Source organism: Solidesulfovibrio carbinoliphilus subsp. oakridgensis, from assembly GCF_000177215.2.
In the GTDB taxonomy this organism is placed as follows: domain Bacteria; phylum Desulfobacterota; class Desulfovibrionia; order Desulfovibrionales; family Desulfovibrionaceae; genus Solidesulfovibrio; species Solidesulfovibrio carbinoliphilus.
In genome coordinates, this window is record NZ_CM001368.1 from 2,858,937 (window position 1) to 2,877,770 (window position 18,834).

Sequence of the window (18,834 nt, forward strand, 5' to 3'; positions counted from 1 at the left end):
AGGTCATGGTGGTATTGAACGACGAGACCCGCGCCCTGTTCCAGGAAGAAGTGCTCGAAAACCTGGCCGAACTCGACGGGGCCCTGCTGGAGCTGGAAAAAGCGCCGACCGACCTGGATCTGGTCAACCGGATCTTCCGCGCGGTCCATACCCTCAAGGGGGCCTGCGACATGTTCGGCCTCTCCCCGGTGGTGGGGCTGGCCCACGACATCGAGTCGCTTTTCGACCATGTCCGGGGCGGTTGGCGGCGGGTCAGCAAGGAGCTTCTGGACGCGTCCTTTGCCGCCAAGGACCGCTTCGCGGCCATGCTGGCCGAGGGCGCCGATCCGGCGGCCGAGGACGATCCGGCGCTTCGGGCCCGGCTCAAGGAACTGTTGCGCACGCCGGACATGCCCGTCGCGGACGAGGCCGCGCCGGCCGCCGGGGCGGAGCCGGAAGCCTGTGCCGGGCCGGAGCCGGACGACGGGCCGGACCGGGCCACGCCCCGGTCCTGGCGGGTCTGCGTGGCCCCGTCCGATCATGGCCACCTGGCCAAAGCCGATCCCCTGGCCGTGCTCGACGAGCTGCGGGCCATGGGCAACACCCAGGTCCGCTGCGATCTCGGCCAGGTGCCGGATCTGGCCGGGCTTGCGCCCGAGGACTGCCTGCTCCGCTTCGAGGTGGTGCTGACGGCCGAGGCGGGCGCGGTCCCGGATGCCAATGCCCTGCGCGACGTGTTTTTCTTTCTGGAGAACCAGGCCGACCTGGAGATCACGCCCTGCGACGAAGCCCTGGCCGAGCCGCTGCCGGCCGCCTCCCTGGCCGCCGCGCCGGCCGGTGCCGTGGCCGACTGGCCGGACCTGTCGGCCGTGCCGGCGGCCACGCCTGCGGCCGCGGTGGCGGCCGCGGCCCGGCCCGCCCCGGCCGCGTCCCGGCCCGCATCAGGAACAACTCCGGCAACGGCGTCCGGGCCTGGGCCCGTGGCCGGGCACAAGCCCGGGGAAGCGGCCCCGGACCCGGCTAAAAAGCCGCAGGCGGCCGCCAGGAAGGAGGCCATGCAGAGCCTGCGCGTGGACGCGGCCAAGCTCGACGACCTGGTCAACCTGGTCGGGGAGCTGGTCATCGCCCAGGCCCGGCTGACCCAGCTGGCCACGGGCTTCGGCCATCCGGCCCTGACCAGCGTGGCCGAGGAGATCGAGCGGCTTTCCAACGAGCTGCGCGACAACACGCTCGGCATCCGCATGTTGCCGATCGGCACCACGTTCAGCCGGTTCCGGCGGCTGGTGCGCGACCTGTCCTCGGAGATGCAGAAATCCATCGAGCTGGTGACCGAAGGCGGGGAGACCGAGCTCGACAAGACGGTCATCGAGCAGCTCGGCGACCCGCTCGTGCACCTTTTGCGCAACAGCATCGACCACGGCATCGAGCCCCCGGGCGAGCGGCTGGCCGCGGGCAAGCCCGAGACCGGCACCATCGTCTTGTCGGCCGAGCACGCCGGGGGCGAGGTGGTCCTGTCCATCACCGACGACGGCCGGGGCATGGATCCGGACCGGATCCGGGCCAAGGCCGAGGAAAAGGGGCTCATCCCGCCGGATGCCCGGCTAACGGAGAGCGAGATCTTCAACCTGGTCTTTCTGCCCGGCTTTTCCACGGCCGAGAAGGTCACCAACGTCTCGGGCCGGGGCGTGGGCATGGACGTGGTCAAGCGGAGCATGGATTCGCTTCGCGGCAAGATCGACATCCAGAGCACGCTCGGCAAGGGCTCGCGCATCACCATCAAGCTGCCCCTGACCTTGGCCATCATCGACGGCCTGCAGATCAAGGCCGGGGACGACCAGTACATCATCCCGCTGTCCCTGGTGGAAGAGTGCGTGGAGCTGCCGCGCGAGCGCACCGAGGCCTCGGGCCGGGGCCGCACCATCCATCTGCGCGGCGAGATCGTGCCCTACATCCGGCTGCGCGAGGCCTTCGAGCTTCGCGGCGAGGCCCCGGCCATCGAACAGGTGGTGGTCACCCGGTTCGAGGGCGAGCGGACCGGCATCGCCGTGGACCAGGTCATGGGCCAGCAGCAGACGGTCATCAAAAGCCTCGGCAACTACATCGGGTCCGTGTCCGGCATTTCCGGCGCCACGATAAACGGCGACGGCACCATGTCGCTGATCCTCGACGTACCGACCCTGGTGGCCTCGGTCAAACGGGCCGCGGCCTGAGCCGGGCCCGGGCCAGGCGTGCCCGTTTCTTTCGGCCGCGCATTGACCAGTGGCCTGTGGATGGCTACTGTCTCCCATTATTCGAACAGGTCGCTTGCATGACAAAAGATCCTTACGCCATTTTCTCGGACTTCGTGGCCCGCAAGAAGCTCAAGATGACGCCCCAGCGGCGCCAGATTCTCGATGTGTTTCTGGCCGAGGAAGGCCATGTGACGTCCGAGGAGCTCTACCAGAAGGTCAAGCGGGATGCGTCGTCCATCGGCCAGGCGACCGTCTACAGGACGCTCAAGCTCCTGGCCGACTCGGGCCTGGCCAAGGCCGTGGAATTCGGCGACGGGGCCATGCGCTACGAGATCCTCTACGGCCAGACCCACCACGACCATCTCATCTGCGAGGAATGCGGCGTCAACGTCGAGGTGGTGGACCCGGCCATCGAACGCCTGCAGGAAGAAGTGGCCCGGCGCCACGGCTTCGCCCTGACCGGACACAAGCTCTACCTCTACGGGCTGTGCCCGGACTGCCAGAAGAAGCGGGCCGGGGGCCTCTAAGGCCGGGCCCGGCCGGCCACGCGCCATGCAGCGGCTGCTTTTCCCCCTGGCCAACCTGCGCGAGCGCCCGGCCCTGGCAACGCTCTTCGCCTACAAGTATTCCATCACCCTGGCCATCATTCTGGCGGCCCACGTGGTGCTGGTCGGGGTGATCGGCGAGCGGACGGTGCTCTTGGCGCCGTTTATCCTGCTGGCCCTCTATTTCAGCGGGTTCCTGCTCATGGCCGACCGCTCGGGGCTGTGCCGGACCGCCCTCTTTCTGGGGCTGGCCGCCCTCGTCGCCACGGTCCTCGACAACCTGGTGGCCGGCGACGTCTTCCTGGTGCCGGCGCTTGGCGGCCATGCCGCCTTTCTGGCCCTTTTGATCGTCATCCTCCTCGGCCGCCTTTTCGAGGAGCGGCGGATGCCCTTTGACGGCATCATGGCCGGCGTCATCGTCTTTCTGCTCATGGCCGGCCTGTGGACCCAGCTTTACGGCCTGACCGTCCTGGCCGATCCGGCGGCCATCGCGGCCCCGGGCGACGGCCTGCGCCTGCATCCCTACGCCACGCTCTACTACCTGAGCGTCACCGCCCTGACCACGGCCGGTTTCGGGGACGTGTTCCCGGTCTCGGACATGGCCCGCATCCTGGTGGCCTACGAGGGGCTGGTCGGGCAAGTCTACATGGTGGTCTTCATCGCCCTGCTCATGGGCCGCCACTTCGCCGGCCGCGTCTCCGGCCACGCCGTCCCGCCCGAAGTCCCTCCCGGCCCGCCGTCCGACCGCCGCTGATTTCCCGGCTCCTTCGCACCCGGCACGTCCCCGGCGGCCCAATACGATCTCTCCATCACCCACCCCCGTCCGGGGGGTCCGGGGGGGATGATCCCCCCCGGCGGGTCCAGGGGCAGAGCCCCACATCCTCATTCCACATCCTCCCCGCCCGGCCGCGCCCGGCATTCGTCGAAGACACGCAGGTGGCAGCAGGCGCAGCGTTCGGGATCAAGCCGCGCCACGATGCCGCTTATGGCCGTGGACTTGTCCTTGAAGACGTTGCCGGCCCCGATGCGGGCCAGACAGCCGCCGCGCCGCAAGAGCTCCATGACCTCGGATTTGAGCGAGCAGAAAAAGATCTCGCGCCCGGAGAGCTTCATGGCCCCGGCCTCGTGAAAAAGCATGTGGCAGCCGCCGGCGTCGATGAAGTTGATGCCCGAGCCGAGGATGAGGATGTGGCACTGCTCGGGGCTTTGGGCCACGATGCGGTGGAGTTCCTCGGCGATGTGGTTGACCGCGCCGAAAAAGATCGAGCCGTCGAGGCGCAGGATCTTGAGCTGGGGGCATTCGGCCTGGGGCGAGCGGCGGATGTTGACCAGGGCCCTATGGGGCGAGGCCGGGTCCGGGGCCAGGGTGATGAAGTGGGGGTGGCTGGTGCGGCGCAGATACAGGAGCAGCGACAGGATGACGCCGGCATAGATGGCGAACTGGAGTTCGACAAAGAGCGTGGCCAGGAAGGTGGCGGCCAGGACCCCGGCCTCGCCCCGGTCGGTGCGCACGATGTGGCGGATGGCCGGAACGCTTATGAGCCCGGCGGCCACGAGCAGGATGACGCCGGCCATGGAGGCGATGGGCAGGTAGGCGGTCAGGGGCGCGACAAGCAGCAGGATGGCGGCCAGGAAGCCGGAGGAAAAGACGGCGGCCAGGGGGGTTTTGCCCCCGGCGTCGTAGTTGACGCCGGTGCGGGTGAAAGAGCCCGAGGTGGCGTAGGCCGAAAAGAAGCTGCCGACGATGTTGGCCAGGCCCTGGCCGATGAACTCCTGGCTGTTGTCGATGGCCTGGCCCGAACGGGTGGCCACGGCCCGGGCGATGGACACGGCCTCGGCCAGGCCGAGCATGGCCACGGCCACGGCTCCGGGCACCAGCGTCCGCAGGGTATCGAGGTCGAACCAGGGCAGGGACAGGGGAGGGAGGCTGGCGGGGAGGGCCCCGACCAGCGCGATGCCGTGGGCCGGGCCGTCAAGGGCCAGGGACAGGAGGCTGCCGGCCACCATGGCCAAAAGCAGGGCCGGGGCCCGGGGATTGATTCTTCGGATGACGACGGCGCAGGCCAGGGTGGCCGCGCCCACGGCCACCACCCAGGGATTGGCCGCCGAAAGTTGTCCGAGCAGCGCGCCCCAGGTTTCGAGAAACGAGCCGCCCCGGGGCAGGGCCAACCCGAAAAAATGCCCGAGCTGGCTGGTGGCGATGAGGATGGCCGCGCCGGCCATAAATCCCGTGACCACCGAGTGGGACACGAAATTGACCATGCCGCCGAGCCGGGCCAGCCCGAGGCCCAGTTTGACGACCCCGGCCAGGAGGGTCAGGGCCAGGACCAAGTGCAGGTATTCGGCCGTGCCCGGGGCGGCCAGCTGGCTCACGTTGGCGAAGATGACGAGCGAGGCCGTGGTGGTCGGGCCGGAGATGAGGTGGAACGAGGAGCCGAAAAGCGCGGCCACCACCACCGGCACCATGGCCGCGTACAGGCCGTATTCCGGCGGCAGGCCGGCGATGGCGGCGAAGGCCACGCCCTGGGGCAGGACGATCACCGCCCCGGTCAGGCCGGCCCACAAGTCGGCCTTGAACGTTCGCCGGTTGACCTGCGGCCACCAGCCAAGAAACGGGAACAGGCGCGGCAGGGCCTGCCGCAGCCGGTCGAGGCGGCCCGGGCGGCGGGGCAGTTCGCAGTGTTCCATGGGCGGGCTCCGCTAGGGGTGGATGGTCCCCCGGATCATACCCGCCGCGCCGGGCGGGTCAAGGCGTCGGCCGGGAGAACCTGGGGTGGCCTGGCCCTTTTGGCGAAAATCCGGGCCGGGCTGACAACCGTGACGCACGTGTGGTACGGATCGGGCAGGGGTGCGCCCAGGCGCAAACCATTCCCCGTGGAGGAGACCCGCCCATGCCAGACGCCATCCTGGTCAGCGATTTCGACGGCACCATGACCAGCCACGACTTCTTTCGGCTTGTGGCCGAGCGGCTCATGGGGCCCGACGCCCTCGATCCCTGGGAGGCCTACAAGGCCGGCCGCCTGAGCCATTTCGCGGCCCTGCACGAGATTTTCGGCAACATCCGCGCCCCGGAGGACGACGTGGTGGCGGTGGTGCGGTCCATGGAACTCGACCCCGGCCTGGCCGGGTCCCTGGCCCGGCTGCGCCAGGCCGGCTGGGAGGTGGTGGTGGCCTCGGCCGGGTGCGGCTGGTACATCGGCCGGCTTCTGGCCGAAGCGGGCGTGACGCTGGTGGTCCACGCCAACCCGGGCCAGTACCGGCCCGGCGGGCCGCTCGTCATGGAAGCGCCCAAGGATTCGCCCTTCTCCTGCGAGGATACGGGCGTGGACAAGGCGGCCGTGGTCCGGGACGCCCTGTCCCGGGCCACGGTGGTCGCCTTTGCCGGGGACGGCGGGGCGGACCTGCCGGCCTCGCTCCTGGTGCCGGCGGACCTCCGTTTCGCCCGCCACGAGCTGGCCGAGGCGCTGGCCGCCCGGGGCGAAAAGTTCCGGCCCTACGCCGTCTGGTCGGAGGTGGCCGAGGCCCTCTTGGCCGCAGGAGGCAAGCCATGAAGCTCATTTCCGTTCCGGGACTCGTCCGCATCAAGCCGGGTGCCCTGGACCGGCTCGGCCTCTACCTGCGCCGGCCCGGACTCCTGCGGGTGCTGGTCCTGGCCAGCACGGGCCTGCCCGGCCCCCTGGCCGCCATGGTCAGGGACGGCCTGGCCCGGGAGGGCGTGGCGGTGGCCGGCTGGAGCGAGGTGGCGGACAATCGGTTCGAGGATGCGGCCGCGGCCTTTGGCCGGATGCCCAAAAAGATCGCGGCCATCGTCGGCATCGGCGGCGGCAAGGCGCTGGACATGGCCAAGTATCTGGCCTTCCTGGCCCGGCTTCCCTATTACGCCGTGCCGACGTCGCTCTCAAACGACGGGTTTTGCAGCCCCCAGGCCAGCCTGACCCTTGGCGGCAAGCGCCGGTCCCTGGCCGCGGCCCTGCCCCAGGGCGTGGTCATCGACGTGGCCGCCTGCCTGACCGCGCCCCGGAAGTTCTGGCTGTCCGGCGTCGGCGACCTGGCTTCCAAGCTGACGGCCGTTTTCGACTGGAAGCTGGCCTTCCACCACCGGGGCGAGCCGGTGGACGACCTGGCCGCCCTTCTCTCCGACGCCACGGTGCGGCAGTTTCTCGGCAGCCCGGGCTTCGACGCCCAGGGCATGACGCTCCTTGGCACGGCGCTCATGTTAAACGGCATTGCCATGGAAATCTGCGGTTCCTCGCGCCCGGCCAGCGGCAGCGAGCACCTCATTTCCCACGCCCTGGACGCCACGGCCAAAAAACCCAAGCTCCACGGCCTGCAGGTGGGACTGGCCGCCTATGTCGTCAGCCGGCTCCAGGGCCAGCAGACCGAGATCCTGGCCCGGCTTTTCGAGGAGACCGGCTTTTTCGAGGCCATCCGCCAGGACCCCTTTTCCGAGGCCGACTGGCTGGAGGCGGTGCGGCTGGCGCCGACGATCAAGGAGGATTTCTTCACCGTCCTGTCCATGCGCGACTGTCTGGCCGAGGTCCGGGGGATCATCCGCAACGACCCCCGTCTGGCCGGCTGTTTTGTGGATTGACGGCAGGCCTCTTGCCACGGACCGGCCCGGAGGATAGGGTAGGGGTCCTTTTCCTCCATGGACGGAGCCGGTCCCGATGACGGGGCCGCGAGGGCAGGCACGCTCGTGTCCCCTTGGGGCCAAGCCGCGCCCGGAGTCCGCCCATGGCCGCGATCACCGCCGCCGCCACCTCGCCCGTCGGGGCCTACCAGCGCGAAGCTGTGCGCCTCGCTCCGGTCGCGCCCCAGGTCGGGGGCAAGGTCATCAGCCGCGACGCGGGCCTGTCCCTCGGTCCCTTCTCCATCCGCTATTCGGCCACGGACTACGAATTCGACCTGACCGGGGCCACCGCCCAGACGCCCTTTTCCGACGCCCTGGACGCGGCCGCCACCTCCCGCCAACTGGCCGACACCGCCATCCCATCCCGAGAAGCCCCGACGCCGAACGCGCTGACCCGCCGCCAGGCCCTGGCCGGCTACACCGCCGCGGCCCGCCCGCCGGCTGCGCCGGTGTCTTCGTTTCGGGCCACGGCCTGAGGGAACGGGGGAATGCCTCCGGCGGCCGGGGGGGATTTTCCACCCCCCCCGGACCCCCCGAACGGGGTGGGCGGGAGTTGGGGCGGCAACGTCGGGCGGCGGGGCATCGACGGTTACGGTGCGCCGGCGGCGAAGCGCCGCAGGGGGAGCGAACGATGCGCCCCCTTGGGAGTTTTTGGGGAAGGAGGGGGTGTGGGGGAGGGAACCCCTTTTTGCAAAAAGGGGTTCCCTCCCCCACCTCTTAAAACGGGTTGATTTCCTGGGTGCGGGTGTAGTGCTGGTAGCCGATGTTGGCCCCGAGGCGCAGGCCGACGCCGAAGCGGATGGGGGCCAGGGTGATGTCGCCCGAGCGCTGGTAGTTCATGCCGAAGCCGCCGATAACGTAGGCGCTGCCGTCCACGGCCGGGAACCGCTGGAAGATCTCGTTGGGGTTGGTGGTGCCGTAGACCAGGGTGAAGACCTTGACCGCGTTGACGCCGAGGTCGAACCCGAGCGACGGGCTTTGCCAGTACACGGCCACGGGCGGACGGCCCTTGATGTTGAGGGTGCCCGTGCCGTAGCGCAGGCCGACTATCAGGGCCCCGCCGGCCTCGTTGCCCTTGATGAACCCGGTGGGCTGGCCGAGGTCGTGAAACGACCGGGCCACCATCTGGGCCAGACCCCGCGATCCGCTCTCGAAAAATCCCATCACCTCCCGGTTGACCTCATCGCGGTTGTAGGTCGCCTCCCGGCTTGGCGGCGGCGGAGGCGGGGGGGGCGGCGGGGTCACGGCCGTCTGGCCGTTGATCGGCGTGCCGCCGGCGCCCGGAGGCGGGGTGGCGCCTTGCGGGGGCGGCGGTGTGCCGCCTGGCTGGTAGGCCGGCGGCTGGTAGGGCGGCGTACCGCTTGGCGGAGAGGCCGCAGGGGTGCCTTGCTGATAGGTCGGCGGGGTGGCGGCCGGCGAGGGCTGTGCGCCATAGGGCTGGGCGCTTCCGGCCGTGCCGCCGGCCGGCGGAGGCGGCGCGGACTCGTAGGCCGGCTGGGCCGGAACCGGGGCCGGGGACACGGTGGCGGCTCCCGGCTGGGACGCGGCCGCCGCGGCCGGCGAGTATTGCATGGCCTGGGCAGGACCCGGGGCGGTCCCCGGAGCCGGGGCTGGGGCAGGAGCCGGCGCGGCCGGGGTATCCGACAGGGACCGCTCCTTGAGGCCCTGGGCCTTGGCCGGCCCGTTGGCGGCGAGGACGCACCATCCGGCCAGGGCGAAAGCGACGAGGCGTTTCATGGTTGACCTCCATCGGTCGGGACGGGGTTGAGGGAGAGCCTGGCGCGCAGGGTCGGCAGCATGGCCGCCGCGATGCCCTGGCGCCCGGCGTCGGTGTTGTGCACGCCGTCGGCGCTGTAGGCCGGGGACGTGCGCCCGCACAGGGCGTTTCGCAGGTTGACGGAGTAGGGTTTGCCGTCCAGGGCCTTCTCCAGGGCGGCGTAGACGGTCTGGAAGTTCTCGCGCACGTTGGGAAAGGTCTTGCGGCCGAGGATGTTCGCCTTTTCGCTGTCCGCCGTGGCCGCGTCCGCGACCGGGCACGTCTCGACCCAGTAGAGCGGCTGCAGAAAGAGCACAAATTTGGCCCCGTAGGCGGCGCAGAGACGATCCGCGAAGTCGTAGCGCTTGACGGCCAGATCCACGAAGGCGGCCAGCTCCGGCGAAGCCGGGTCCAGGGGCTTGGCCGTGTAGAGCAGCTTTTCCAGGAGCTCCCGGGTGAACGAGGCGAAGACGGCGGCGTTTAGGGGTTTGAGGAGGCCGTAGCCGGTCTTGTAGTAGCTTTCGATCACGCCCTGGACCCGTTCCCGGCCTTCGTGGGCATAGGGCGTCTTCTGGACCGCGAAGTAGTTGGCGTCGTTGGCCCCGTCGTAGAAGACCACCAGATCGGGCCGGATCGGAAATTCGATGAACTGCTTTTCCAGGTACTTGACCTCGAGCAGGGAGTTGAAGGAATTGACGCCGAAGTTGAAGCAGTTAAACGCGTACGGCTGGCCCGAGGCGTTGAGCTCCTTGGCGAGCAGGCTTGGAATCGACTGCTCGTAGGGCGCGGTGCTGGCCCGCATGGTGGAGCCGCCGAAAAACCAGACCACCTTGGACAGCTCCGGGTGGTAGTCCACGGTGGCGCTGTTGGCCGTGGGCCACACGCCGTTTTCCATGAGAAAGAGCGCGTACGGGTCGTAGACGGCCTTGGGGCCCTCGCGCAGGTTGCCGTAGATGATCCAGTTGGTGGTGGTGATGACGGCGAACGAAACCACTTCCAGGAGCAGGACGGCGAGAATCCCCCACTTGGCCGCCTTGACGGCCCAGCCGAAAAACCGTTTCACCAGGGTCGCATCCTTTGGCGCACACGCGCGCTATTTGGGAATCCGCAGGGCCACGCCCTCGGGCACGCGCTCGATGGCCGGCGCGCCGCGAAGCCGGCTCGTCGCGTCCGGGGCCATGTCGAGGACCACGCGGAACATGTCCGGGTGCTTGCCGACGCGGATCTGGCGGATGAAGTCGTTGCCCGTCACGGTCGACATCGGGCCGGTGTAGGTCCAGGGCCCGGCCAGATCGAGGACCAGACGCGGCGGGTCGGTCATAAAAAGCTTGGTGGCCGGGCCGGCCGGCTTGCTGGTGTGGACCACCAGCAGGTACTCCCCGGGCTTTTCCTCGGCCACGATGCGGATCACGTTGCCGCCGGCCGCGCCGGCCTTGGCTGAAACGGCTTGGGCCTTGGCCGGAGAAACGGCGGGCGCGGCCGGTTTTGGCCCGGCAGCCGCCGGTGCGGCGGCCTTGGCCTCGGCCGCGGCCTTGGCCTTTTCCCTGGCTTTTTCCTTGGCCTGTTCCCGGGCCTGGGCCTTTTGTTCGGCCTTGGTCAGGGGCGTGGCGGCCGGCGCGGCCGTGGCCGGGGCCTCGGCCACGACCGGCGCCGGGGCCGGAGCCGGTTGTGGGGCGGCGGCCGGCGCGGCCTTGGGCTCGGCCACCGGCGCCGGTTCCGGACCGTGCCCGGCGTCGCCGGCCGGACCGTGGCCCGGGGCGGCCTTGGCCTCGGCCGCCTTGCCGACCGGGGCCGGGTCGCCCGCGATCTCGGCGAACATCTTTTCCAGGGTCTCGTCCCCGGCCACGGACGGTGCCGGTCCCGTCCCGGCCGGCTTCTGCGCCGTGGCCGCCGCGGCCGGGACCGCCGCGGCCGGGGCCGGGGTGGCCGGCGTCGGAACGGCCGGCGGGGCCGTCGCCGGGGCTGCGGCCTGGACCTCGACCGGGACCGCCGGCGCGGGCGGAGGCGAAAGGGTTTCCTCGACCGCAGGAACCGAGGCCGCGGTCGGGGCCGGCGGGATCGCGGCGACCGGTCCCTTGGCACCGCCGGAAAACAGGAACGGTTTTTTTAAGATCGCCAGTCCCAGCACAACGGTCACGGCCAGCGCCACCGCGCCGAGGATGATCGTCTTGTCGCCGCGAGTCAGTGCCATGCCTTCCCCCTGGTCCGATAAGGACGCCCGCGCTCGGTTTCGGGGCGGACGCTACCCGAGCTTGCCGTTTCCCTCAAGGGGGAACCGGGGCGGGGCCGGCCGGGCACCAGGGGAAGCCTCCGGGCCGGGCGGGGGCTTTGCGCACTCCTCCGGCGGCAGGCCGGAGCGCGTCGGAAAACGGCCAGGGCCGAGCGGCCGGAAAAAGGGGCTTCGCCGCAACGGGCGAAGCCCCTTTCCCGTGCGGGCCCCGTATCGAAAAGGTCTGTTGCGCCCGGGCTGCGGCGCGGCCGGCCCACGTCACAACCCTTGGCGGGACCGGGCCGGACCTAGGACGAGGGCTTGCCGCCCGGGGCCTTGGTCAGGCACTGCAGCAGCGACTCCTCGGGCACGAACTGCATGCAGTCCTCGCCCTTGTTCTTGTCCACGGTCACATGGCCGATCTTCGGCAGCACGATGCTGTCCCCGTTTCTGAGGGCATTGAAGGGGATGGAGAAAACGGCGTCCAGAATGTGCTCGGCCTGTTCGTCGGTCTTCACGCCGTCCAACATGTCCTTGAGCATGCTGACGTAGACTTTCTTGTCGATCATGGCGTACCCCTTTTCCGGTTAGACGTTGGCGGGTCGCTCCGCAGCGCTTTTGTACTTGGCGTACAGCTCGTGCACGCGCCGGCGAAGCTCTTTTATCTTCCTGGTGTTTTCCGGATTGCTGTTTCTCGGCTCGTGGATGGAGAAGATGTAGTTGGTCAGGTCGTCGAGCACGTGCTCCGTGGCCTGGCACCACTCGTCGGTGCAGGCGTCGGCCATGCCGGCGGTTTCGGTGATGTCGCGGTCGAGCTGGTCCAGGGACTGTTCGAGACCTTGCAGATAGGTCGTCCAGCCCTGGTCCAGGTTCTGCATCACTTCCTTATGCCATTTGTTCATGGGGAGCCTCCTTCGGAAAACCGATTGTCCCCGCCGAAGCAGGGATTTTGGAACCATAGACAACGATAACCGAAGTATGAATTTTTTTGCAACCTTTTTAAAGACAACTTGCCTGGCCGGCCGGCCGGCCTTATCAGTCGATGCCGCCCGTGGAGTTTCCGGCCAGCCCGGACGGTTGCAACAGCTGGGCGGGCCTGCCGGCGCGCGGCCCAACCCGAATCATCAGGCGCGACGGGTTCAAGCCGCCCGCGCCGCAACGAGGAACGCCATGAAACGGATGTTTTTGGCCGGCCTGCTGGCCGCTGCCCTGCTGCCGGTGACGGCCCGGGCCGGCGTCACCCTGGAAGGCGACACCTGCCGGCAGGTCTTTGACGACCCGCGAGCCGAACACATCGACTGCCGCACCGGTTTTCGCCTGGACCAGGCCACGCGCGGCCGGCTCGAGTCGAACACCTTCGGCCTGCTCTCCGACCTGACCTGCGCGGCGGACATAAGCGCCAAGCGGTCCGAGGTCATAGGCCTGGTCCGGGCCGGCGGGGACGTGGCCCTGCCCCAGCAGGAAGTGCGGTGCCGGCTGGTGTCCGGCGGCGATCCGGTGGGGGTGCGGTTCCACCTGGCTCCGGTGGTCCGCATCGACAGGAAGACGAACAAGGCCGTGGACGCCCGCCTCGGCATCCGCGACCTGACCGGCCTGCCCGAACCCCTGGCCACGGCCGTGGCCGAGTTTTTAAACGGCGACCCGACCCTGCGCAAAAGCCTTATCCAGGCCGCCAACGAGATCCTTCCGAACCTGCCCAAGCGGTAAGTCCCGGCGGCGGTCGGTGGCGGCTTGACATCTGTACAGAAATCCGTACGACCATGGAGCAGGCCGGCTGGTCTTGCCCCTTTCGGGCAAGGTTGTGTCCGCCTGCCGTCCGCGCCCTGGAGGCCAACCATGGATGCCATCAGCTACACCCATGCCCGCGAACACCTGGCCTCGACCATGGAGCAGGTCTGCAATGACCACGCGCCGGTCGTCATCACCCGGCAAAAGGGCCGGGCCGTGGTCATGATGAGCCTTGAGGACTACAACGCCATCGAGGAGACGGCCTACCTCCTGCGCAGCCCGGCCAACGCCGCCCGGCTGCGGGCGAGCCTGGCCCGGGCCAAGGCGGGAGAGGCCGAGGTCCATGGCCTGATCGAGGAGGAATAGGGTGCGCCTTGTCTGGACGGCTGAAGCCTGGGAGGACTATCGCTCCTGGCAGGCCACGGACAAAGGCAAGGTCCGCAAGATCAACGCCCTTATCCGGGAAATGCTGCGCGAGCCGTTTGCCGGCACCGGCAAGCCCGAACCCCTGAAATTCGACCTGGCCGGCTGCTGGTCCCGCCGCATCGACCAGGAGCACCGGCTCGTCTACACGGTGCTGGACGGCGACTTGATCCTGCTGGCCTGCCGCTACCATTATTGACGCCGGCCTTTCCCCCGGAAAAACGATCACGGACGGTCCCGCTCGGGCCGTTTTCCCCTGTGCCGCATCGTTTCGGCGTTGCGGCCCCTTGCGGGCCACTTGACAGCGGCCAGGCGCTGCCCTACTTGGAAACTTCGAGTCGTATTGGCCTCAACAGGAGCGGACCCGATGAAGAATTCCCGCTAAACCCTCACGAACGAAGGTTTTGCCACCCCTCTCGACAGCGATTGTTCCGCCTGTCGTTCTGGTGGCCTGCGGGAATTCTGCTTTGCCGGGTCTTTACTTCGATTCCGCCACGGTCCGTGGCGGCGTTGCAGTTATCAAAAGACCGCAGGGACGGAATTCCTTGCGGTCTTTTTCATTTGCAGCGCGGCGCGTCCGCTCCAGAGGTTCTTTTCATGTCATTGATCAATATTTCCGAACTCAGCTTCGGCCATGAGGGCGGCCAAACGCTTTTCGACAAGGTTTCCCTGCAGCTCGACACCGACTGGAAACTGGGACTTATCGGCCGCAACGGCCGGGGGAAGACCACCTTCCTCAAACTGCTCAAAGGAGAACTCCGCTATTCCGGCAAGATCGTCCGTCCGGTGGCCTGCGACTATTTCCCGTTTCCGGTGGAAAACCCCGGATGGACGGCCTTTCGCCTGGCAGAGAAGCTCTGTCCGGACTGCGCCCCCTGGCAGTTGGAACGGGAGGCCTCGCTGATCGCGCTTTCCGGCGAGGCCCTCGAACGTCCCCTGGCCACCCTGAGCGGCGGGGAAACCACCAAGCTGCTCCTGGCGATCCTCTTTTTACGCGAAAACCACTTCCTGCTCATCGACGAGCCCACCAACCACCTGGACTTGCAGGCCCGGCAGGCGGTGGGGAACTACTTGCGCGGGAAAAAAGGGTTCATCCTGGTCTCCCACGACCGGTCCCTGCTCGACCGGTGCATCGACCATGTCCTGTCCATCAACAAGGCGACCATTGCCCTGCAACAGGGCAATTTCGCCTCCTGGCAGCAAAATCGCCTGCGCCAGGACCAATACGAACAGGCGCAGCACCGGAAACTGCGCAAGGAAGTCTCCCGCCTGGCGGAAAGCGCCCACCAAAGCGCCAACTGGTCGCAAGCCGCCGAGCGCGGCAAGTACGGGAACGGCCCGGTGGACCGGGGATTTATCGGCCACAAGGCCGCCAAGCTGATGCAGCGGGCCAAATCCGTGGAAGCCCGGCGGCACAAGGCCCTGGAGGACGCGTCCCGGCTCCTTCGGGACGTGGAGACGGCCGCCCCCCTTTCCATCCGGTCCGTGCCCTTTCACGGCAAAAAGCTTGTGGAGGCGAGCAACCTTGCCCTCGAATATGACGGGAGGACGATCCTGGAAGGCCTTTCCTTCAGGATCCTCCTGGGCGACCGCCTTCTTCTGCGGGGGGGCAACGGCAGCGGCAAATCCAGCCTGGCCCGGCTCATCGCCGGCCAGCCGCTGCGGTTTACGGGCGACCTGCGGGTCCCGGGGAGCCTGCGGATCTCCAGCGTGCCCCAGGACACGTCCTTTCTCCGGGGGACATTGCAGGACTTCGCTCGGGAGCGGGGCATCGACGAGGGCGACTGCCGGGCGGTCCTCGACCGGCTGGGAGTGGCGCGCAGCCGGTTCGAGGCGGATATGGCCGGGTGGAGCGCCGGGCAAAAGAAAAAGGCGCTCCTGGCCGCCAGCCTCTGCCAGGAAGCGCATCTGTACGTCTGGGACGAACCGCTCAACTACATCGACCTGGAATCCCGCATCCAGCTGGAAAACCTGATCCTGGAACACCGCCCCACCATGCTGCTGATCGAGCACGACCGGACGTTCGCCGAGCGGGTCGCCTCCGCATGCCTGGATCTGGACCGCCTGCGGGAGGGCGGGGGAGGCCCCGACGGACGGGCCTGAAACAAAAAACGGCCGGGGACAACGCGTCCCCGGCCGTTTTTTTGCGTATGGAAACGGGCGCTTAGATGACCTTATTGAGGCCGTATTCGATGATGCCCTCGGCCCCGAGGTCGTGGAGCTTGGGGATGAGGTCGCGCACCGTGTTCTCGGCCACCACGATCTCGATGGACAGCCAGTTCTTGTTGTAGAGGTTGGCCACCGTCGGCGAGGTGAGGCTCGGCAAAAGCGCCATGATGTCCGGCATCTTCTCCTCGGGCACGTTCATCTTGAGCCCGACCAGCCCCTCGGCGCACAGGGCCCCCTGGAGCAGCATGTTCAGGACCTCGATCTTGCGGCGCTTGAACGGGTCTTCCCAGGACTTCTTGTTGGCGATGAGCTGGGTGTTGGTCAAGAGCAGCTCGGAGATGATGCGCAGGCCGTGGGCCTTGATCGTGGTGCCGGTCTCGGTCACTTCCACGATGGCGTCGGCCAGTCCTTCGACCACCTTGGCCTCGGTGGCGCCCCAGGAGAATTCGACCTCCACGGGCACGCCCGCGCCGGAGAAATACTGCTTGGTGAAGTTGACGAGCTCGGTGGCGATCTTCTTGCCGGCCAGGTCCTCGGGCCGCCTGTAGGGCGAATCCGCGGCCACGGCCAGGACCCAGCGGGCCGGGCGGTTGCTGACCTTGGAGTAGACCAGGTCGGAGACCACGACCACGTCGGACTCGTTTTCGAGGATCCAGTCCTTGCCGGTCAGGCCGCAGTCGAGGGTGCCGGATTCGACGTACCGGGACATTTCCTGGGCCCGGCACATGGAGCAGGACAGTTCGGGGTCGTTTATCTCGGGAAAATAATTGCGGTGGTGCATCCGGATCTTCCATCCGGATTTCTCGAACAGCGCGATGGTGGCGTCCTGGAGGGAGCCTTTGGGAATGCCGAGTTTGAGGATCTGTTCGCCGGCCATTTATTTGTAGACCTCCTTGGGATCAAAGACCTTGGGCGAACAGGTGCGTTCGCCGCCTTCGGTTATTTCGGTGAAAAAGCAGGACTTGTAGCCTTCGTGGCAGGCCGCGCCGCCGACCTGCTCGACCAGGACCAGGATGGTGTCCGCGTCGCAGTCGAGGCGCACGGACGTGACCTTCTGGACATGGCCGGACGTGCCGCCCTTGTGCCAGAGTTTCTGGCGGCTGCGGCTATAGTAATGGACTTCGCCCGTTTGGAGGGTCAAGTCGTAGGCTTCCTCGTTCATGTAGGCGAGCATGAGCACCTCTCCGGTGCACGCCTCCTGGGCGATGGCGGGGACGAGGCCGCCGCACTTCGCGAAATCGGGTCGTTTCATCTTTGCTCCTAAGACACCCCTTCAAAAGGGCACTTCTTCTGGGAATCGATCAATTGCTATTGATATTATTATGGATCTATGAATTGTTGGCCTGTTTCGATGAGCGGCTCGAAATGCTTTCTATTAAATGACAACACGATATCAGCGCCACTTTTTTGGGCGGCGATGACATGCAACGCGTCGTAGATACTTCCGCCGCCTCGCCCGATACGAGCGACGGCATCCATTGCCGCCAGATACTCCCGCGCGTCAAGCGAAATGATCGCAGCCACGGCAATAACGCTGGCCACGCGCGGAGATACCCTTGGCCGCGATGGATATGTGGTCAGCGAGGCATATGTTTCCGCCAACCCATGCGCGGCGACGATCATTTCCAACTCGCCGCGCCGGCCTTTCAAGTACCACGGGTACGCCCGCTCATGCAGCGGGTGGCTTTTCACCAACGCGGCCACAAGGACCGACGTATCGAAAAGCGCCCTCATCGCCGGGACAGTCCCGAGACTTCCCTGATGCGGTCTTCCCGGACCCGATCAATCAAATCGTCCACGGAGCCGATCGTCTCGCCGGCAAACAGCAGCACCCCGTCTTCCTCGACAAGACCCGAGTCCGCGCTGATGGAACGAATGACGATGGCGCTGCCCTGCTCCTCGACACTGACCCGGGAACCGGGCCTCAGTCCCAGATCCCGCAGGACTTCTTCAGGAATGACCACACGCCCCTGCTCATCAAGCGTCGTTTCCATACGGCCTCCCCGGCACGTCTCCGCGCGCAAGTTCCGCGAAAAAGGAGCATTACCCTACCCAAACGGCAAACGGGTGACAAGGGCCGGATGCGGGGCCGAATTTTATTCGCCGGCCGCCCCTTCCCCTTCGCACTCGGCCCTAAGCTGGCCGCAGGCGGCGGCGATGTCCGCGCCTTTGCTCTTGCGCACGGTCGCCGTCAGCCCCTTGGCCTTGAGCGCCTCCTGGAAGGCGAACACCCGCTCGGCCGGCGGCGGCTGGTAGGGCAGGCCCGGGGTGGCGTTAAAGACGATCAGATTCACCTTGGCCTTGACCCTTGAAAGCAGGCGCACCAGTTCCCGGGCGTCCTCCAGCGAGTCGTTGACCCCGTCGAGCATCAGGTACTCAAACGTCAGCCGCTCCCGGGGCTTCATGGGATACTGGCGCAAAATCTCGATCAGTTCGCCAAGCGGCAGTTTGGCCGCGCCGGGCATGATCTTCTCCCGCAATGCCTGGGTCGGGGCGTGGAGCGACACGGCCAGGGAACACAAGCCCGTCCTGCCCAAATCCAGTAAATGGCGGGCCACCCCGGCCGTGGACACCGTGATGCGGCGGCCCGAAATGTCAAACCCCTGGGGATGGTGCAGGGCCTCCAGCGTCTTGACCAGATTGTCATAGTTGAGCAGCGGCTCGCCCATGCCCATGAAGACGAGGTTGCGCAGCGCCAGGGCCACGCCCTTCTCAAGCAGATACTGCCGGGCCACCAGCACCTGCCCCAGCATCTCGCCCGGGGTCATGTTGCGCCGAAACCCCATCATGCCCGTGGCGCAAAAGGCGCAGCCCATGGCGCACCCGACCTGGGTCGACAGGCAGGCCGTATAGTGGTCCTTCTCGGGAATGAGCACGCACTCCACCGACTCGCCGTCGCCAAGGGTCAGCAAGAATTTGACCGTGCCGTCGGCGCTCTCGCTGACCCGGGCCACCTGCGGCCAGGCGATCGTCGCCACCTCGGCCAGCCGGGCCCGCAAGGCCTTGGAGGTGTCGGTCATGGCCGCGATGTCGCGGCAGCCCTTCTGCCACAGCCACTGCCAGACCTGGCGCGCCCGGTACGGCGGCTCGCCCAGGGAGACGACGAGGGTCTCGAGTTCGTGGAAGGTCAGGTCGATCAGGTTTGTCATAGTCGGTTTGGGTAC

At 67.6% G+C, this 18,834-nt stretch carries 21 protein-coding genes; 10 read left to right on the top strand and 11 right to left on the bottom strand.

Features of this window, described 5'->3' with window-relative positions:
* Nucleotides 1–8 precede the first annotated feature (8 nt).
* The 3 genes from DFW101_RS12470 (at nt 9) to DFW101_RS12480 (ending at nt 3,509) form a co-directional block, all read left to right on the top strand.
* A complete protein-coding gene (locus DFW101_RS12470) occupies nt 9–2,189 on the top strand; it encodes a chemotaxis protein CheA (protein WP_009181884.1) in 2,181 nt (726 codons plus the stop codon).
* Between the two features lie 98 nt (nt 2,190–2,287).
* A complete protein-coding gene (locus DFW101_RS12475) occupies nt 2,288–2,737 on the top strand; it encodes a Fur family transcriptional regulator (RefSeq protein WP_009181885.1) in 450 nt (149 codons plus the stop codon).
* Between the two features lie 25 nt (nt 2,738–2,762).
* A complete protein-coding gene (locus tag DFW101_RS12480; protein WP_009181886.1) occupies nt 2,763–3,509 on the top strand; it encodes an ion channel in 747 nt (248 codons plus the stop codon).
* A 128-nt stretch (nt 3,510–3,637) separates the two neighbouring features.
* Here the strand turns inward: DFW101_RS12480 and DFW101_RS12485 are convergent, their stop codons facing one another.
* A complete protein-coding gene (locus DFW101_RS12485) occupies nt 3,638–5,443 on the bottom strand; it encodes a SulP family inorganic anion transporter (RefSeq protein ID WP_009181887.1) in 1,806 nt (601 codons plus the stop codon).
* Between the two features lie 203 nt (nt 5,444–5,646).
* On the opposite strand from DFW101_RS12485, the gene DFW101_RS12490 reads away from it, so the two are divergent.
* From DFW101_RS12490 to DFW101_RS12500, 3 genes are all read left to right on the top strand, one after another.
* Entirely contained in the window at nt 5,647–6,306 is a 660-nt protein-coding gene (locus DFW101_RS12490; RefSeq protein ID WP_009181888.1) for a haloacid dehalogenase-like hydrolase, read from the top strand.
* Nucleotides 6,303–7,346 (top strand): iron-containing alcohol dehydrogenase family protein, encoded by a 1,044-nt coding sequence (locus DFW101_RS12495; RefSeq protein ID WP_009181889.1) that lies wholly within the window; start codon nt 6,303–6,305, stop codon nt 7,344–7,346. The genes DFW101_RS12490 and DFW101_RS12495 overlap by 4 nt, the downstream gene beginning before the upstream one ends.
* 143 nt (nt 7,347–7,489) lie before the next feature.
* Nucleotides 7,490–7,861 (top strand): hypothetical protein, encoded by a 372-nt coding sequence (locus DFW101_RS12500; RefSeq protein WP_009181890.1) that lies wholly within the window; start codon nt 7,490–7,492, stop codon nt 7,859–7,861.
* Between the two features lie 241 nt (nt 7,862–8,102).
* Here the strand turns inward: DFW101_RS12500 and DFW101_RS12505 are convergent, their stop codons facing one another.
* The 5 genes from DFW101_RS12505 to DFW101_RS12525 all read right to left on the bottom strand — a co-directional run bounded on the left by DFW101_RS12505 (nt 8,103) and on the right by DFW101_RS12525 (nt 12,252).
* Entirely contained in the window at nt 8,103–9,122 is a 1,020-nt protein-coding gene (locus DFW101_RS12505; protein ID WP_009181891.1) for an EipA family protein, read from the bottom strand.
* Nucleotides 9,119–10,204 (bottom strand): SGNH/GDSL hydrolase family protein, encoded by a 1,086-nt coding sequence (locus DFW101_RS12510; RefSeq protein WP_009181892.1) that lies wholly within the window; start codon nt 10,202–10,204, stop codon nt 9,119–9,121. The genes DFW101_RS12505 and DFW101_RS12510 overlap by 4 nt, the downstream gene beginning before the upstream one ends.
* A 30-nt stretch (nt 10,205–10,234) precedes the next feature.
* Nucleotides 10,235–11,332 carry an AMIN domain-containing protein gene (locus DFW101_RS12515; protein ID WP_009181893.1) on the bottom strand — a complete coding sequence of 366 codons (1,098 nt, stop codon included), beginning with the start codon at nt 11,330–11,332 and terminating at the stop codon, nt 10,235–10,237.
* 326 nt (nt 11,333–11,658) lie between these two features.
* Nucleotides 11,659–11,919: a hypothetical protein gene (locus tag DFW101_RS12520; RefSeq protein WP_009181894.1), complete on the bottom strand. Its 261-nt coding sequence runs from the start codon at nt 11,917–11,919 to the stop codon at nt 11,659–11,661.
* Between the two features lie 18 nt (nt 11,920–11,937).
* Nucleotides 11,938–12,252: a hypothetical protein gene (locus DFW101_RS12525; RefSeq protein WP_009181895.1), complete on the bottom strand. Its 315-nt coding sequence runs from the start codon at nt 12,250–12,252 to the stop codon at nt 11,938–11,940.
* Nucleotides 12,253–12,520: 268 nt separating this feature from the next.
* On the opposite strand from DFW101_RS12525, the gene DFW101_RS12530 reads away from it, so the two are divergent.
* The 4 genes from DFW101_RS12530 to abc-f all read left to right on the top strand — a co-directional run bounded on the left by DFW101_RS12530 (nt 12,521) and on the right by abc-f (nt 15,604).
* Nucleotides 12,521–13,057, top strand: coding sequence for a hypothetical protein (locus DFW101_RS12530; RefSeq protein ID WP_009181896.1), 537 nt, complete (start codon nt 12,521–12,523; stop codon nt 13,055–13,057).
* Nucleotides 13,058–13,186: 129 nt separating this feature from the next.
* A complete protein-coding gene (locus DFW101_RS12535; protein ID WP_009181897.1) occupies nt 13,187–13,444 on the top strand; it encodes a type II toxin-antitoxin system Phd/YefM family antitoxin in 258 nt (85 codons plus the stop codon).
* A gap of 1 nt (nt 13,445) precedes the next feature.
* Nucleotides 13,446–13,700: a Txe/YoeB family addiction module toxin gene (locus DFW101_RS12540; RefSeq protein WP_009181898.1), complete on the top strand. Its 255-nt coding sequence runs from the start codon at nt 13,446–13,448 to the stop codon at nt 13,698–13,700.
* Between the two features lie 398 nt (nt 13,701–14,098).
* Nucleotides 14,099–15,604: a ribosomal protection-like ABC-F family protein gene (gene abc-f, locus DFW101_RS12545; protein ID WP_009181899.1), complete on the top strand. Its 1,506-nt coding sequence runs from the start codon at nt 14,099–14,101 to the stop codon at nt 15,602–15,604.
* A 61-nt stretch (nt 15,605–15,665) separates the two neighbouring features.
* Here abc-f and hisG read toward each other — a convergent pair whose 3' ends face one another.
* The 5 genes from hisG to rlmN form a co-directional block, all read right to left on the bottom strand.
* A complete protein-coding gene (gene hisG / locus DFW101_RS12550; protein WP_009181900.1) occupies nt 15,666–16,547 on the bottom strand; it encodes an ATP phosphoribosyltransferase in 882 nt (293 codons plus the stop codon).
* On the bottom strand, nt 16,548–16,922 hold the full coding sequence (hisI, locus tag DFW101_RS12555) for a phosphoribosyl-AMP cyclohydrolase (RefSeq protein WP_009181901.1): 375 nt from the start codon (nt 16,920–16,922) through the stop codon (nt 16,548–16,550).
* Between the two features lie 68 nt (nt 16,923–16,990).
* Nucleotides 16,991–17,404, bottom strand: a complete 414-nt coding sequence (locus tag DFW101_RS12560) for a PIN domain-containing protein (RefSeq protein ID WP_009181902.1) — start codon at nt 17,402–17,404, stop codon at nt 16,991–16,993.
* The gene (locus DFW101_RS12565) at nt 17,401–17,664 is read right to left on the bottom strand and encodes an AbrB/MazE/SpoVT family DNA-binding domain-containing protein (RefSeq protein ID WP_009181903.1); all 264 of its coding nucleotides are present in this window, start codon (nt 17,662–17,664) and stop codon (nt 17,401–17,403) included. Before DFW101_RS12565 ends, DFW101_RS12560 begins: the two co-directional genes overlap by 4 nt.
* Nucleotides 17,665–17,766: 102 nt before the next feature.
* Nucleotides 17,767–18,819 (bottom strand): dual-specificity RNA methyltransferase RlmN, encoded by a 1,053-nt coding sequence (rlmN, locus tag DFW101_RS12570; RefSeq protein WP_009181904.1) that lies wholly within the window; start codon nt 18,817–18,819, stop codon nt 17,767–17,769.
* Nucleotides 18,820–18,834 lie beyond the last annotated feature (15 nt).

Coding starts and splice junctions, on each gene's coding strand:
- DFW101_RS12475 (WP_009181885.1), top strand. CDS start 2,288: ATGACAAAAGATCCTTACGCCATTTTCTCGGACTTCGTGGCCCGCAAG.
- DFW101_RS12480 (WP_009181886.1), top strand. CDS start 2,763: ATGCAGCGGCTGCTTTTCCCCCTGGCCAACCTGCGCGAGCGCCCGGCC.
- DFW101_RS12485 (WP_009181887.1), bottom strand. CDS start 5,443: ATGGAACACTGCGAACTGCCCCGCCGCCCGGGCCGCCTCGACCGGCTG.
- DFW101_RS12490 (WP_009181888.1), top strand. CDS start 5,647: ATGCCAGACGCCATCCTGGTCAGCGATTTCGACGGCACCATGACCAGC.
- DFW101_RS12495 (WP_009181889.1), top strand. CDS start 6,303: ATGAAGCTCATTTCCGTTCCGGGACTCGTCCGCATCAAGCCGGGTGCC.
- DFW101_RS12500 (WP_009181890.1), top strand. CDS start 7,490: ATGGCCGCGATCACCGCCGCCGCCACCTCGCCCGTCGGGGCCTACCAG.
- DFW101_RS12505 (WP_009181891.1), bottom strand. CDS start 9,122: ATGAAACGCCTCGTCGCTTTCGCCCTGGCCGGATGGTGCGTCCTCGCC.
- DFW101_RS12515 (WP_009181893.1), bottom strand. CDS start 11,332: ATGGCACTGACTCGCGGCGACAAGACGATCATCCTCGGCGCGGTGGCG.
- DFW101_RS12520 (WP_009181894.1), bottom strand. CDS start 11,919: ATGATCGACAAGAAAGTCTACGTCAGCATGCTCAAGGACATGTTGGAC.
- DFW101_RS12525 (WP_009181895.1), bottom strand. CDS start 12,252: ATGAACAAATGGCATAAGGAAGTGATGCAGAACCTGGACCAGGGCTGG.
- DFW101_RS12530 (WP_009181896.1), top strand. CDS start 12,521: ATGAAACGGATGTTTTTGGCCGGCCTGCTGGCCGCTGCCCTGCTGCCG.
- DFW101_RS12535 (WP_009181897.1), top strand. CDS start 13,187: ATGGATGCCATCAGCTACACCCATGCCCGCGAACACCTGGCCTCGACC.
- abc-f (WP_009181899.1), top strand. CDS start 14,099: ATGTCATTGATCAATATTTCCGAACTCAGCTTCGGCCATGAGGGCGGC.
- hisG (WP_009181900.1), bottom strand. CDS start 16,547: ATGGCCGGCGAACAGATCCTCAAACTCGGCATTCCCAAAGGCTCCCTC.
- hisI (WP_009181901.1), bottom strand. CDS start 16,922: ATGAAACGACCCGATTTCGCGAAGTGCGGCGGCCTCGTCCCCGCCATC.
- DFW101_RS12560 (WP_009181902.1), bottom strand. CDS start 17,404: ATGAGGGCGCTTTTCGATACGTCGGTCCTTGTGGCCGCGTTGGTGAAA.
- DFW101_RS12565 (WP_009181903.1), bottom strand. CDS start 17,664: ATGGAAACGACGCTTGATGAGCAGGGGCGTGTGGTCATTCCTGAAGAA.
- rlmN (WP_009181904.1), bottom strand. CDS start 18,819: ATGACAAACCTGATCGACCTGACCTTCCACGAACTCGAGACCCTCGTC.